The sequence below is a fragment of the Haladaptatus marinus genome, assembly GCF_051194195.1.
In genome coordinates this window covers 1,060,208-1,074,345 of sequence record NZ_JBLZNK010000003.1, presented here as the reverse complement: position 1 = coordinate 1,074,345, position 14,138 = coordinate 1,060,208, and the positions used below count along the sequence as shown (strand labels likewise).

The 14,138-nt window shown below is 58.3% G+C and carries 17 protein-coding genes; 8 read left to right on the top strand and 9 right to left on the bottom strand.

The features are described from left to right. Positions 1 to 124 precede the first annotated feature (124 nt). Positions 125 to 409 (top strand): translation initiation factor eIF-1A, encoded by a 285-nt coding sequence (gene eif1A, locus ACN2TU_RS11745; protein ID WP_266078917.1) that lies wholly within the window; start codon positions 125 to 127, stop codon positions 407 to 409. Positions 410 to 595: 186 nt separating this feature from the next. Here eif1A and ACN2TU_RS11740 read toward each other — a convergent pair whose 3' ends face one another. Next, on the bottom strand, positions 596 to 820 hold the full coding sequence (locus tag ACN2TU_RS11740; RefSeq protein ID WP_435155522.1) for a hypothetical protein: 225 nt from the start codon (positions 818 to 820) through the stop codon (positions 596 to 598). A 220-nt stretch (positions 821 to 1,040) separates the two neighbouring features. Here ACN2TU_RS11740 and ACN2TU_RS11735 point away from each other — a divergent pair, with 220 nt between their 5' ends. Both ACN2TU_RS11735 and rio1 read left to right on the top strand, forming a co-directional pair. Continuing rightward, entirely contained in the window at positions 1,041 to 1,706 is a 666-nt protein-coding gene (locus ACN2TU_RS11735) for a nitroreductase family protein (protein WP_435155521.1), read from the top strand. A 73-nt stretch (positions 1,707 to 1,779) separates the two neighbouring features. Continuing rightward, positions 1,780 to 2,643, top strand: coding sequence for a serine/threonine-protein kinase Rio1 (gene rio1 / locus ACN2TU_RS11730; protein WP_435155520.1), 864 nt, complete (start codon positions 1,780 to 1,782; stop codon positions 2,641 to 2,643). A gap of 92 nt (positions 2,644 to 2,735) precedes the next feature. Here the strand turns inward: rio1 and ACN2TU_RS11725 are convergent, their stop codons facing one another. Then, positions 2,736 to 3,263, bottom strand: a complete 528-nt coding sequence (locus ACN2TU_RS11725; RefSeq protein ID WP_435155518.1) for a DUF106 domain-containing protein — start codon at positions 3,261 to 3,263, stop codon at positions 2,736 to 2,738. A 382-nt stretch (positions 3,264 to 3,645) separates the two neighbouring features. Here ACN2TU_RS11725 and ACN2TU_RS11720 point away from each other — a divergent pair, with 382 nt between their 5' ends. Both ACN2TU_RS11720 and thsA read left to right on the top strand, forming a co-directional pair. Continuing rightward, positions 3,646 to 4,194, top strand: a complete 549-nt coding sequence (locus tag ACN2TU_RS11720; protein ID WP_435155516.1) for a KH domain-containing protein — start codon at positions 3,646 to 3,648, stop codon at positions 4,192 to 4,194. Between the two features lie 139 nt (positions 4,195 to 4,333). Further along, on the top strand, positions 4,334 to 6,001 hold the full coding sequence (gene thsA, locus ACN2TU_RS11715; RefSeq protein WP_435156178.1) for a thermosome subunit alpha: 1,668 nt from the start codon (positions 4,334 to 4,336) through the stop codon (positions 5,999 to 6,001). 85 nt (positions 6,002 to 6,086) lie between these two features. Here thsA and ACN2TU_RS11710 read toward each other — a convergent pair whose 3' ends face one another. The 3 genes from ACN2TU_RS11710 to lrp form a co-directional block, all read right to left on the bottom strand. Beyond that, positions 6,087 to 6,413, bottom strand: a complete 327-nt coding sequence (locus ACN2TU_RS11710; RefSeq protein WP_435155515.1) for a DUF7344 domain-containing protein — start codon at positions 6,411 to 6,413, stop codon at positions 6,087 to 6,089. A gap of 122 nt (positions 6,414 to 6,535) precedes the next feature. Beyond that, complete coding sequence (locus ACN2TU_RS11705) at positions 6,536 to 7,180, bottom strand: helix-turn-helix domain-containing protein (RefSeq protein WP_435155514.1); 645 nt, start codon at positions 7,178 to 7,180, stop codon at positions 6,536 to 6,538. A 46-nt stretch (positions 7,181 to 7,226) separates the two neighbouring features. Then, positions 7,227 to 7,685, bottom strand: coding sequence for an HTH-type transcriptional regulator Lrp (lrp, locus tag ACN2TU_RS11700; RefSeq protein WP_435155512.1), 459 nt, complete (start codon positions 7,683 to 7,685; stop codon positions 7,227 to 7,229). A gap of 124 nt (positions 7,686 to 7,809) precedes the next feature. On the opposite strand from lrp, the gene glnA reads away from it, so the two are divergent. Beyond that, positions 7,810 to 9,180 (top strand): type I glutamate--ammonia ligase, encoded by a 1,371-nt coding sequence (gene glnA, locus ACN2TU_RS11695; protein WP_435155511.1) that lies wholly within the window; start codon positions 7,810 to 7,812, stop codon positions 9,178 to 9,180. Between the two features lie 58 nt (positions 9,181 to 9,238). Here the strand turns inward: glnA and ACN2TU_RS11690 are convergent, their stop codons facing one another. The 3 genes from ACN2TU_RS11690 to ACN2TU_RS11680 are packed head-to-tail and all read right to left on the bottom strand — an operon-like array spanning position 9,239 to position 12,423. Continuing rightward, the gene (locus ACN2TU_RS11690) at positions 9,239 to 10,054 is read right to left on the bottom strand and encodes a phosphatase PAP2 family protein (protein ID WP_435155510.1); all 816 of its coding nucleotides are present in this window, start codon (positions 10,052 to 10,054) and stop codon (positions 9,239 to 9,241) included. Positions 10,055 to 10,056: 2 nt separating this feature from the next. Continuing rightward, on the bottom strand, positions 10,057 to 11,283 hold the full coding sequence (locus ACN2TU_RS11685; protein ID WP_435155509.1) for a YihY/virulence factor BrkB family protein: 1,227 nt from the start codon (positions 11,281 to 11,283) through the stop codon (positions 10,057 to 10,059). A gap of 36 nt (positions 11,284 to 11,319) precedes the next feature. Next, complete coding sequence (locus ACN2TU_RS11680; RefSeq protein ID WP_435155508.1) at positions 11,320 to 12,423, bottom strand: tRNA (guanine(26)-N(2))-dimethyltransferase; 1,104 nt, start codon at positions 12,421 to 12,423, stop codon at positions 11,320 to 11,322. Between the two features lie 199 nt (positions 12,424 to 12,622). Here ACN2TU_RS11680 and ACN2TU_RS11675 point away from each other — a divergent pair, with 199 nt between their 5' ends. After that, a complete protein-coding gene (locus ACN2TU_RS11675) occupies positions 12,623 to 13,057 on the top strand; it encodes a hypothetical protein (RefSeq protein WP_435155507.1) in 435 nt (144 codons plus the stop codon). Between the two features lie 26 nt (positions 13,058 to 13,083). Here the strand turns inward: ACN2TU_RS11675 and hisH are convergent, their stop codons facing one another. Continuing rightward, positions 13,084 to 13,743 (bottom strand): imidazole glycerol phosphate synthase subunit HisH, encoded by a 660-nt coding sequence (gene hisH / locus ACN2TU_RS11670; protein WP_435155505.1) that lies wholly within the window; start codon positions 13,741 to 13,743, stop codon positions 13,084 to 13,086. A gap of 160 nt (positions 13,744 to 13,903) precedes the next feature. On the opposite strand from hisH, the gene ACN2TU_RS11665 reads away from it, so the two are divergent. Further along, positions 13,904 to 14,128, top strand: coding sequence for a hypothetical protein (locus ACN2TU_RS11665; protein WP_435155503.1), 225 nt, complete (start codon positions 13,904 to 13,906; stop codon positions 14,126 to 14,128). Positions 14,129 to 14,138 lie beyond the last annotated feature (10 nt).

Genomic DNA, 14,138 nt, shown 5'->3' with positions numbered 1-14,138 from the left:
TGATGTCATCTTTCGGTGATTGCCCCGGCTGGTGGTGCGGGGGCGGGTTCCTCTCCGGTCGAGTGTGGGTGTACCTGCCGTGCAGGACAGCGGATTTAAAGGCAATGACCACCAACTATGGAGTATGAGTGACAACAGCGGACGCAAAAACCTCCGCATGCCAGACGACGATGAGGTATTCGCTACCGTCACCAACATGCTCGGTGCGAATCGCGTCAAGGTACGATGTGCAGACGGCAAGGAACGAACCGCTCGAATCCCGGGGAAGATGCAAAAGCGCGTTTGGATTCGAGAGGACGACATCGTCCTCGTCGAACCGTGGGATTGGCAGGACGAGAAGGCCGACATCAAGTGGCGCTACGACAAGCAGCAGGCCGACCAACTGCGACAAGAAGGGCACATTCAGTAACACGACCTTTTACGACGGTCGAGACTCAGCGGCCGGGTCGCGGCGACCCGGCCGCTGACCGTCTCCCTGTAATAGCTCGACCAAAAGCGCTCCTCCTTCATTTCGTCACGGCAGACTCGCGGCGCGAGTCTGCCCAACTCCATTCAGTCGTCCGCCCGGAAAATCGGAGATTTTCCGGAGGGTGAGCTAGCCCTTGACGGTTGTTTCGATTGCTGGTTCTGGCGTTGTGTTGCCTGCTGACTTCTGGTGGTTGGTCGTCACCCACTCGCTCACGAACCGAAACACCTCGATTCCGGTTCGGAGGACGACGAGCAGAGCGAGGAGAACGCTTGCTATCGTGGTGATGGAGACCAACGCGATAAAAATCGCGCCTGCTCCCTCCCCGCCGTCACCGGTTAGCGAGAGCCACATGCCGAATCCTGCGGTGAGTAGGACGACTGCGAGTGCTGTTTCGACAGCGTGGAGAACCGAACGACCGAAAAACGGGCTACGCCGTCTATTTTGGTCATTGCTCTCATGAAAATTTCAATTTACAAATATTTTCCGCACTTCGCTAGATAACACACCGAAATCGGAAATCCCGACCGTTTCCGTACGCGGGTTAAATACCGAGTTCGTAATTCACAGCACGATGTCGCAAAACCAGTCCATCAAGGAGTTTGACGCAGACCACGATGCCGAGCTCCCGAACGTTATCGAGGCACTCCACACCCGCCGGTCGGGTCATAACTTCGACCCCGACGCGGATCTCGACGAGGAAACGCTGGAGGAACTGATTCGAGATGCGGCTATCGCCCCGTCGTCGTACAACCTCCAACCGTGGGAGTTCGTCGCCGTGCAGGACGAGGAACGACTGGACGAAATCGTTGACATCGCGTACGGCCAAGAGCACATCCGCGATGCGGGAACCGCGATTCTCGTTGTCGGTCATACCAACGCGAAGACAGCAGACCGCGTCTTCGAGGAGTGGGTCGAAGCGGGTCGACTGGACGAGGAAACCGCAGCGGAGACGAAAGCCCAGACGGTCGGAATGTACGATGACGACCAACTGGGGCGCGACTACGCGATTCGGAACGCGAGCCTCGCCGCGGAGAATCTCATGCTCTCCGCACACGCGCGAGGGCTGACCGCCACGCCGATGATCGGTTTCGACCAGGAGCGCATCGCCGAGTTCCTCGACCTGCCGGACGACGAAATTCCGGTGATGCTTCTCGCGGTCGGACCGAGCGGCGGCGAGGAACCCGAGCGTCTCCCCCGGCGCTCCGTCGAGGAAATCCTTCACAAGGAATCGTACTAATCGGATCAAATCGCGAATCGAACCAACTGGAACGGGCCACCCTTTTACCGCTCCTCCGCATAGACGGGAACAGATGAGTGAGGAGTACGGACTACTTGACCTGGAAAACACCGGTACACCCGGCGACGAGTGGGAGGAAATAGATGTTTCCGACACCGAAGCCGACCGAATCGCGCGAAAGCGCGACCGAGAGTTCAACCAATTTCGGGAACGGGTCAAGGACACCGACCAGTTCAAAGTCGAGCAGTCCGTCTTCGACGACGCTACCCTCGCCGCGCTGTACAAACTCGTGCAGGACGGCTACGTGCAGGCATTCGGCGGTCCGCTTTCGTCGGGCAAGGAAGCGACAGTGTACAGCGCGCTGGGGGACGAAGAGAACGACGAAGTCGCGGTCAAAATATACCGAATCAACGCCAGCGACTTCCGCGACATGCGGGAGTATCTCGTCGGCGACCCGCGATTCGAGGAACTCGGCGGAGATAAAAAACGAGTCGTCCTCGCGTGGGTTCGCAAGGAGTTCGCCAACCTGAAACGCGCCCGAAAAGCGGGCGTGCGAGTGCCGGAACCAATCGCAGTCCAGCGAAACGTGCTGGTAATGGAATTCATGGGCAACGAGGGTCGGCGCGCGCCAACCCTCGCGGATGCGCAACTCGAAAATCCCGAAACCGCCTACGAAGTCGTCAAGGAGTATATGCGCCGTCTGTACGATTCGGGACTCGTACATGGCGACCTCTCCGAGTACAATATCCTCGTCAGCAACGGCGAACTCTGCATCATCGACGTGGGTCAGGCAGTGACCTTCCATCACCCAAATAGCGGGGAGTTTTTGACCCGGGACTGTGCGAACATCGCGGCGTTCTTCCAGCGAGAGGGACTGGAGGTTCACGGCGACGAACTCGAAGCATGGATTCGGGAAAACGCGGACCCGAGAAAATAAAAATGACTGCGTTTAGACGACCCGCTGGACGATTTTTCGACTGACGTACCCCGACGAGATGGACGCGCCGATGTACCAGACCTGCCACACCTTCAACGGCCCAACAACCGTCGCTGTCCACGCGATTTTTCCGAGCACCGGAACGAAAAACGCTCCGGGGCGACTGCAACGGCGCGGGACGTGAACACCCATCGAAGCCAGATGAACGCCGGAGCAGTGACCAGAAGGCTCCAAATTATCGGACGAACGCTTCCTTTCATCATCTCCATTTGGCTCCTCATCAGTTCCTGCTGTTCTGTGCGAAGGCCGTCCAGTTGTTCCTCGTCTCCTTCCTTCCGGGCAGTCCGAACTCTCCCTTGACGCGTCTTCATTTTCGCCCGAAGCAGCTCCATTCGCTCCGTGTCACGGAGCTTCGTCTGTAATACCGCGGTGTAGAGTCCGGTTGACCCCACAAGGGTGACGATGAACAGCGAAAACGGAAGCAACATTGCAAGCGGCGAAACGACGGCGATGATAGCCGCCTCTATCGGCTGAACGAAGTACCCCGCGAACAGGCCAACCGCCAGCACGCCCGCCAGCTTGTCGTATTTCGACCACGAACCGCTGTTCGAGGATTCCATGGGTGAGTGTCATTTTCAATCAATTATCAGCATTTCCCCACGGGTTGGTGGTTTGCATTTCGAGTCGGTTTGCCCGTGGATTTCGGAACGAAGACAGAACTCGTTTCGGAACCCGCCACAAGCGCCGAAAATCAGCAAATGACACAACTGGGAAGTGCTATCATGCTCTTCGTGAATGAGGAGCGACGGCGACGAGTGAGCGGGCCAAGCGACGACCGGTGCGAGGCGCGGAGCGCCTCGAAAAGTGAGCGGCGAAGCCGTGAGCCGAGGGAGAAGTACAGGCATTTGGTTCAGATATTGCCAGTGAGCGCGGCGTTGCCGCGCGAACACAGCAAAAGGTGGTAGGGAAGGGCTTAAACCGCGTCAGGTGGTAAGAGCGTTTATGAAGCACGTGACGATACCGCAGGACCGAATCGGCGTTCTCATCGGCGAAGGCGGTGAGACGATGCGAGAGATCGAAAGTCGTGCAGACGTGCGCCTCGATATCGACTCCGACGACGGTTCGGTACGAGTTGAGAAGAACGGTGACCCCGTCCGTGGACTGAAAGCGCCAGAAATCGTTCGAGCGATCGGGCGTGGATTTGCCCCGGACGAGGCGCTGACACTGCTCGAAGACGACCTGATGCTGTTCGACCTCGTGGATATCGACGCCGCGGCCCGCAACAAAAACGACCTCCAGCGACAGAAAGGCCGACTCATCGGTGAGAACGGTCGAACTCGTCAGTTGATGGAGGAACTGACGGGTGCCAATGTGGTCATCTACGGTACCACGCTCGGCATCATTGGGCAACCACAGCAGGTAGAGACGGTTCGAAGTGCCGCCGAGATGATTCTGGATGGCGCACCACACGGCGCGGTCTATTCGTTCCTCGAACGCAAACGCAACGAGATGAAACAACAGGGAATGGAGTATCACCAGTTCAGCGGCTAACTCCATTTTCCTATATAAATGCCGCCCTGTTACTGCATAACATTCCCCTTCGTGAGTCCTTTGTGGCACGCTCGCACGTAGCCAAGAAAAGGTTTATATAGAATCGCAATCAACCCATGTGATGACTATGTCACAGCCAATGGGCAATCAGCCACTCATCGTTCTTTCAGAGGACAGCCAGCGAACCTCCGGGCGCGACGCGCAGTCCATGAACATCACCGCCGGTAAGGCGGTAGCAGAGGCCGTACGGACCACACTCGGCCCGAAAGGGATGGACAAAATGCTCGTCGATTCGATGGGCGACGTCGTCGTCACGAACGACGGTGTCACCATTCTGAAGGAAATGGAAATCGAGCACCCGGCGGCCAACATGGTCGTCGAAGTGGCCGAAACGCAGGAAGACGAAGTCGGCGACGGAACGACCAGCGCGGTCGTCGTTGCCGGTGAACTTCTCCAGAAGGCGGAAGACCTTCTCGAACAGGACATCCACGCGACCACGCTCGCACAGGGATACCGACAGGCCGCCGAGAAGGCCAAGGAAGTCCTCGAAGACGCCGCAATCGAAGTCGACGCAGACGACACCGAATACCTCGAGAAAATCGCCGCAACGGCGATGACCGGCAAAGGCGCGGAGAACGCCAAGGTACACCTCGCTGAACTCGTCGTCAACGCCGTCCAGAGCGTTGCTGACGACGACGAAATCGACACGAACAACATCAAAGTCGAGAAGGTCGTCGGTGGCACCATCGACAACTCCGAACTCGTCGAGGGCGTTATCATCGACAAGGAGCGCGTCCACGACAACATGCCGTACTTTGCCGAGGATGCCGACGTGGCCCTCATCGACGGCGCGCTCGAAATCAAGGAGACGGAAATCGACGCCGAAGTCAACGTCACCGACCCCGACCAACTCCAACAGTTCCTCGACCAAGAGGAAAAACAGCTCCGTGAAATGGTTGACTCGCTGGTCGATGTCGGCGCTGACGTCGTCTTCGTGGACGGCGGCATCGACGACATGGCACAGCACTTCCTCGCCCAGGAAGGCATCCTCGCCGTCCGACGCGCGAAATCCAGCGACATGGAAAAACTGGCCCGCGCGACGGGCGCAACCCTCGTGAACAGCGTCGACGACATCACGGAAGATGACCTCGGCTTCGCCGGTAGCGTCGCCCAGAAGGACGTTGGTGGCGACCAGCGCATCTTCGTCGAGGACGTCGAAGAGGCAAAATCCGTCAGCCTCATCCTCCGCGGTGGCACGGAACACGTCGTCGACGAAGTCGAGCGCGCAATCGACGACAGTCTCGGCGTCGTCCGCGTCACGCTCGAAGACGGCAAAGTCCTCCCTGGTGGTGGCGCTCCGGAGACGGAACTCGCCCTCGCCCTGCGCGACTACGCCGACAGCGTCGGTGGCCGCGAACAGTTGGCTGTCGAAGCGTTCGCCGACACGCTCGAAGTTATCCCACGAACGCTCGCCGAGAACGCTGGACTAGACCCCATCGACTCACTCGTTGACCTCCGTAGCAAACACGACGCTGGTAACTCCAGCTCGGGCCTCGACGCCTACACCGGCGACATCGTCGACATGGAAGAAGACGGCGTCGTCGAACCCCTCCGAGTCAAGACGCAGGCGATCGAGAGCGCAACCGAAGCCGCCGTCATGCTCTTGCGCATCGACGACGTTATCGCCGCAGGTGAACTAAAGGGCGGCAGCAGCGATGACGACGAAGACGCAGGCGGCCCACCGGCAGGCGGTATGGGCGGCATGGGCGGTATGGGCGGCATGGGCGGTATGGGCGGCGCGATGTAACTTCCGGCAGGAACTTCATCACACGACCGCGACACCCGTTACCGCAACTGCATCGCTATCGACCATTCGAACGCTTTTTTGACGGTTAGTCTCGTAGCGAGTCGAACCGCTCCGCGAGAACAAGATACGGTTCGATAACGTCTCTGTGGGCGACGAGCGTTACGTCTCCATCGTCCACGGTTACGAACCCGGCGTCTTCGAGCTTTGGCAGATGGCTGTGATGTAGCTGGGCGCAAATGCGCCGTGACTCGCTGTTCGGTTCCGCGGAAGCGATCGTCTGTGCGAGGCTGGTTACCGATACTGCCTGGTCTCGTTCGAGGAGTTCGCCGAGCACGAGTCGTCGTCGCGCGCTAGCAAGTGTTGAAAAAACAACTGACGGTGCGGGCATATCAATGTTGTCTGTAGTTGGCATCGTTGGATGAGGGCGGACTTTGACGGGAACTCGGCTTTTCGTTTCGACGGAGTCGGAACTCTCTACTTGGTTATGTACGTCGGGCAATCTCAACGTTTGCCTTACAAATCAGGCCGTATATTTTATTCCCCAAGAATCGCGCTCGACACGAGACGTGATTGTGCACGTCGCAGCCGTTCCGACACCGACTGCTTGCTGATATCTAGCTTCGAACTCATATCTTTCAGTGTCGCGTCGCGCGGCACGTTGAAGTATCCGATTTCGTACGCCGCCACGAGTGCTTCGAGTTGCGGCTCCGTCAACTGGAACGCCATTTGCTCGTCACTCGGCGTGTACAGTCGCTTGAGCGAGAATTCGATCCCTTCTTCGGCACAAAACTGTTGGAACTCGGCTAGCGCATCCCGGTCGGGAAATCGGATTCGTCGTTGCCAGTCTCCTGCTTTCCCCTGACCTGCCATCGGGATGGCTCCCAATTTTCGGTATGCGGGATACACGGGAAGAATGTCGTCGTAGGCGATTTCCAGCCGATACAGCTTTCGACTGTCGAGGTCTTCGATGATGGCGTGTGATGCGATGGTCTCGTCCGCCTGGATGGCAACGTCGAACGACGCAAAATCGTCGCCACTCACCCAGACGATGAGCAGTGGCGTGTAGCCCGCCGCAACTATCTGTTGATCGAGTTCGACAGTCATTCCGGGAGCCGCTTCGAGCGTCGGTGTCAACACGAGGGTCGGAGCGTGAAGCGTAAACTCCGCGATAACGCTCATATCGGTTGCGACTCGTTCCGGGGGTCTAAGTGTTACTGCTGCCCGACTACTCGTCCACGTCGAGTTTGAACTGCTCGTGTTCGCTCGCGGCGTTCAACACGACGCTCGTGTTGCTTTCTTTGATATCTGGGTCAATAAGCAACTTCTTGATTTGCTCGTTCATCCCGTCCGTATCGGTGAATTTTCCGATAGCGATGATGTCGTAGTCGCCCGTGACCTCGTAGACGCTTATCATCTGGTCGTGGTCTTGCAGCCGTTCGGTCACTTCCGGCAGGGCGTTCCCCTCAACTTTCAACTGGACGATAGCCGTCACATCGTAGCCGAGTTCGTCGTAGTCGACGCGAGGCGTGTAGCCCTGGATGACCCCCCGTTCTTCCAAGTCAGCTAGATGGTTCGAGATGGTCGTTACTGAAACGTCGAGTTTTTCGGCGAGGCTTCGAAGACTTGCCCGACCGTCACCAAGTAGTTCGTTTACTAGCTTCGCATCCAGATTTTCGTACGTCATTACACCAACCATCCCACTCCATGCATTAGAATTTAACGAATATCCAATTCTGGGCAAAAATTGCACAATTGACCAACCGTTACAGTTTTAATGGTGGATGTATTTGCGTAGACTGTCGATAAAGATGACAGACGGAAATATTGCCGCGACAGAAGAGGACGGGTTGGATAAAGAAGAGCAGGACGTTCTGGAAGCAATCGAGCGCGAAAACGTCGACTTCGTCCGTCTCCAGTTCACGGATATCACGGGGACGGTGAAAAACGTCAGCATCCCGGCTCACCAAGTTGAGAAGGCGTTCGAGGAGGGTATTTGGTTCGACGGATCCTCCATCGAAGGGTTCGCGCGAATTCAGGAAAGCGACATGCGTCTCGAACCCGACCCGTCCACGTTCGCCGTCCTCCCGTGGCGCTCGGACGGCGAAACGGCGAGCGCGCGCCTCATCTGTGACGTGGTGAACACGGACGGAACGCCGTTCTCGGGGGGACCACGGCAGGTTCTCAAACGCGTTCTCGACAAGGCTGACCAGATGGGTTATTCCGTCAGCATCGGCCCGGAGCCCGAATTCTTCCTGTTCGAGAAGGACGACGGCGGCAAGGCAACTACCATCCCGCACGACTCCGGCGGCTACTTCGATCTCGCGCCGAAAGACATGGCGAGCGACGTGCGCCGTGAAGTCATCTTTACGCTCGAACAAATGGGCTTCGAAATCGAAGCCAGCCACCACGAAGTCGCGGACGGCCAGCACGAAATCAACTTCAAGTACGACGATGCGCTCTCGGCCGCCGACAACATCGCCACCTTCCGCGCAGTCGTCCGTGCCGTCGCGGAACAGAACGACATCCACGCCACCTTCATGCCCAAACCCATCTCGGCAATCAACGGTTCGGGCATGCACTGTCACATGAGCCTCTTCGACGAGGACGGCAACGCCTTCGCCGACGCGGACGACGAGTTCAACCTCTCCGAGACAGCGTACAACTTCATGGGCGGTATCCTCGACCACGCCGAAGCGTTCACGGCAATCACCAACCCGACTGTCAATTCCTACAAACGCCTCGTCCCCGGCTACGAGGCGCCCGTCTACGTCGCGTGGAGCGGCGTGAACCGTTCGTCGCTTATCCGTGTCCCCGATGCCGCAGGTACGAGTTCGCGCTTCGAAATCCGCAGTCCCGACCCGTCGTGCAACCCGTACCTCGCACTCGCCGCTGTCATCAGCGCCGGTCTGGACGGCATCGAGAATGGTGCCGACCCCGGTGAACCCGTCCGCGAGGACATCTACGAGTTCGACGACGAGAAGCGCGAAGACTACGGCATCACCATGCTCCCCGGCAGTCTCTCGGAGGCAGTCGATGCTCTCCAAACGGACGAAGTCATCACGGAAGCGCTCGGCGACCACGTCGTCGAGAAGTTCGTCACTGTCAAAACTGCCGAGTACGACGACTACAAAACCTACGTCAGCGGTTGGGAGAAAGAGCGTTACTTGGAAAAGTTCTAATCCCCCCGTCAACTCGACTGCTATTTTGTTGCTGATTCGATGGCATTGCGAGCCTTGGCTAGCGCCCTGTGAGGCGTGGGTACGCGATGATTCCTCCCTGAACGACCGCGTTGATGACAAACACTCCCGCGAGCGGCAGGGGGAATTCGAGGCCGATGTAGGAGAGCACGCCGAGCACGAACAGTCCGACGAAACCGGTGATGTAGCCAATCGACTCATCGGGTGGGTCGATTGCGCTCCACAGTATCAGGGCACCGGTCGTCCCACCGAGCGCGGCGACGGGTTCGAACAAGTTGCTCGCGGTCACGGACGTTCGCAGTGCCAACAACAGGGCGGCCAGCGCGAAGACGACTGCGAGTCCGAACGCTGCGGTCGGTCGCCAACGGAGTCCCTTGACAACGAAGGCGAGATACACGAGTCCGATCGCGACACCTACCAGGACATCGATTGCGAAGTGGACGCCGAGAACGACTCGCGAGAGGACGACCAACGCGACGATGACCGACGCACCGGCGATGCGTATCCCACGATTCCATCGGTCTATTGTGAGCGCGAGGATTCCCCAAAATACGGTCGAACCGATTGCGTGTCCGCTCGGAAAGCCGTATCCCGTTGCCTCGATAAACTGGAGCGTTTCGCTCGGTCGTGCGAGCGCGAAAAACTCCTTCAGCGCGAGCGTCAAGGAGAGTGCACCCAATGTGGCGGCGAGAACGAATGCGAACCGCTCCCGGTCGTCGCTGAACCAGTAGCAAAGCGCACCGATAAGAAAATACACCCACGCATCTCCGAGTTGCGTGACGTACACGAACACCTCCGGTGCCCATTTCGGCAGTATCTCACGAAGCGCCTCGATGACACCCCAACCTCGAGGCATGATTACGAACGCCAATCGCGGATTCGTCCACCGACACGTCCCGGAACGCCAACCGCGCTAACGCCGAATCCGACGAGAACCATCAGGGTGTATAGTCCAAGCGTCGATAGCCAGATGATTATCATGGCGGCGATGGCCCAGCCACTTTCAAGCCAGCGGAACGCGCCGATGGTCATCGCTGTTCCGTACAGGAGGACGAGATACGGTCCCCACCCACGGGCGTGTCCGCGGCGCATTCGTCTGCGGACGTATCGCTTTAGCTCCGACTCCAGTTCGGGTTTCTGAACCGTTCGCTCGTCGACATCGTGCTCGAACTCCTCGAACTCCGATTGGAGGCGCTCTACGTCTCCGTGCAGTTCGAGGATGTCCGGGGCGGACTGCTCTGTATCGTCGGTCATATACTCTCCTGAATCTGCCTGTTGTTTGCTGTTGGTTTCCCCCGCGTCTTTAGTTTTCCTGAAAGGCCCTCCGGCGAGGACGGCGTTCACCACCGCACCGAGGAGGAGCACGATTGCTCCCAGATAGAGCCACGAAACGAGCAGGAGCGCACCACCGAGGACGCCGTATGCGGTAAACTGTGCCGCTGATTCGACGTACGTCTGGAACACCACCTGTAAGCCGACCCAACTCACGGTCGCGAGCACCGTCCCCGGAAGCGCCTCCCACACCGTGACGTCTGCGTCCGGAAAGAAGTAATACAGCGGAAGGAACACCGGTACGAGCGCGAAAAGGATGACCACCGCAGAGAGCGTCTTTGCGAACGGAATCCAGCCGAACGCCGAAAAAACGATGTTGCCGACCGCGAGTCCGACGAGCGCTACCCCGATGACGACGACGACGATGAACGCATCGACCAGCGTTTCGAAAAACGATTCCACTCCGTTCGAATCGTACACTCGCGAAAACGCTTTGTCCAGACCGCGAAACACCCTGAGCGTACTCCACACCAGAACGAGCACACCAACGATGGTTGCACCTCCACGACCCGACCGATCGGTGAATGCCTCGTAGATGACCGCCTCCGCGGCGGGCGAGAGAAACCGTTGCGCAGTTTGGACGATTTCGGTGGCGATACCCTCACCGCCGACGATGGAGACGAGTGCCAGACCCAACAAGAGTGCGGGAAGTATCGAGACGAATGCGTAGAACGCGATTCCGGCGGCGAGAAACGTGATCTCCTGTTCGCGCACCTCGTCGACGATTTCGCCTATGGTCGCTCGAAAATTCACACCTGTTAATTACAGGAAAACGCACAAATAATTTCGCTACTGGGTTGCGATTCGGATTTCCTCGACTCTCGCTGGCGTCTTGAACGTCGTTCCGCCGTAGTGGGCGCGCGACGCTTCGTGACCCGCATCCCGGAGGCGCTCCAAGAACTCGTCCATGCCGGAGGCGGAGCGCGTCCACTCCTTGCAGAGCCTGTGTTGGTCGTAGTGGGTGGGTTCGTGGAGTTCGCCTTCGAGTGCGTCGAGGAGTTTGTTCGCGCGTTTCACGCTTCCCATGTCCTCGGTGAGGTTCTCGCGCACTTCGGCGACGAATTCCGCGTCGTGAGTCGCCCCGAGCCAGACCGGGCCAGCGGTGAGAACGCGGTTGCTTTCGCAGGCTGGGCAGGTTTCGGGTGGGTTGGCGATGAGGCCGTATTCGTACTCGCGGTGGAGACAGTCCTCGCAGTGATAGATGTGGCCGAGTTCGTCCATGGCGTTGTTCGCGTCCGTCGCGCGGTGGTCGAGTTCGAGATACGTCCGGACGTAGTGATTCGTCGAGTGGGTGAGAATCGGTGTCACGCCGGTATCATAGCGGGCGGCGGTTCGGGCCAGCGCGGAGAGGAGGATTCGAACGCCGACTTCGGCATGATAGTCCGTGTTTCGCGGAATCGCGCTGTACTTTCTGACGCCGCTGTGGAAGTGCGCACCACAGAGCGGTGCGGTATCTGTCGCTGTCACACAGACGAGGTCGCGAGTGTTGGCGAAGGCGGCGTCGGCGAAGGGAATCGGCGTTCCGAAGGGGTCGATATCCACGATATCGAAGACGGACTCGTGCATGAGCGCATTGGCGTTTCGGTGGACGACTTCGCCCGGTAACTCGTTTCGTTCGAAGTTCTCCCGGCAGAGGTCGATAGCGTCGGGGTCGATATCCGCACACGTTACGTCCCAGCCGTTTTCGGCGGCGCGAACCCCGCGGATACCCGAGGCTGCCATCGCGTCGAGATAGCTCTCTGCTCGTGGTTCTCGGTCGCGGTAGGTTCGCAGGACGGCGACGGTCAGGTCGCGATTCAACTCCTGTACCGGGTTGAAGAACACGTCGTCGGTGATGCTGTCGCCGTCCTGTTCTGGGACGACCACCTCGACTCCTCCTTCGCGGACGTTCATGTGTCGAGTTCTGCGTTCCGGGGCGAAAAGCCCAGCGAGTTCGACTGCGGCTAGGTGTGTTTGGTTTCCGTTGAGGCGGGTGTGAGCACACTACCAATGACTCTGGTGGAGTCGTGTCGTTTCCAAATCACGACTCCAAATCCTACGTCAGAATATCCTGTAATCGTTGAAAAAATCAACCTCGCTACCCGCTATCGGAATGGGTTTATTCCGCCCGTCCGAACCGGCCATCCGTGCGTCCGGTGTCCCATTCGACCCGTCGTCCGAACCCGCTCGTGGAGGGAGATTTGTGAACCCCGTCCAGCAGTGGCAAGCCGACCTAGCGGACGTGGAATCGCTGACGCCGGAAGTTGTAAATCGAATCCTCAAAGTCCACGACGACCGAGGGATGCAGGCAATCGAAGCGGTGTCGGAAAAACGGGTGAAACAGTACCGGGATTTCGTGGTCGTCGTTGGATTCGAGGACGAGTACATCGTGGAAGGTGGGTGTACCTGCCGGGACAGCGAGTACAACTTAGACCCCGACGACCCGACCGAACTGTGCTGGCATGTTCTCGCCGCGGAAATCGCCCGGCGAATCGACGCGATGGACTATCATGACATGTGGTACTCCGACGTTCGCGAATTTTTATAAAACGGCAGACGAAGAGGACGTCAGATTCAGTTCCCGGCGCAAATCTCGACGAAGTTCTTGAGGATTCGAAGCCCCGTCTCCCCGCTCTTTTCCGGGTGGAACTGCGTTCCGAAGACGGTTCCCGATTCGTTGACGACGATGCTGGGGAATCGCGTGCCGTAGTCCGTTTCGGCGACCACTGCCTCGTTTTCTTCCGGCACGGCGTAGTAGGAGTGGACGAAGTAGGCGTACTCGCCATCGACTCCTTCCGCGATTGGGTGGTCACGTTCCACTGACAACTCGTTCCAGCCCATGTGCGGAACCTTTTGTCCCTCGCCGAAGCGGACGTTCGTTCCAGGAATGAAGTCCAGTCCGGTGACTTCTCCTTCCCCGGCGCGTTCCGCTTCCTCGCTTGTCGTCAACAACATCTGCATTCCGAGGCAGATGCCGAACACCGGTGTGCCACTTTCCGCGGCCTCGACGAGTGCATCACGATACGGTCCGGCATTTTCGACACCCTCACGAAACGCACCGACGCCTGGTAAAACGATTCCGTCCGCGGTTTCGAACGTGGCCGGGTCGTCGGAGATTTCGACATCCGCTCCGGCGCGTTCGAGGCCACTGACTGCACTTCGAAGGTTCCCGAGTCCGTAATCGACCACGACGACGGAGGCTGTTCGTTCCCTCGTACCCGTTCCCTGTTCCATACCAGTCGATAGCGACTCGGCGTACAAACGGTTTTGCGTTTTCCCTAATTCTGCCCGCTACGGTGTATCCTATATGTGCTTATAGTTACCACTATATTTGGATTAAAAAATAACAAGAATATTTAACAAATAACTACCGAACGGATAACATGATTTCGTAATGGTGAACCGCATCCTCAACACGCAGCAGGGTCTGTTCGCCTATACGAACATGATGGCGACCATCATCGTCATCTTCTTCCTCGTCGTCTCCGTCGAGATGATTAGCCAGCGGACACGGTCGTATCTCCGCGGCGATGGCGAAGAACAGGACGACATCGTCCAGCACTTCGTTGACCTCGTGCGGAACTTCCCACAGCGGATGAGCGAATCCGCGTGGCAATAACGCAGGCTTG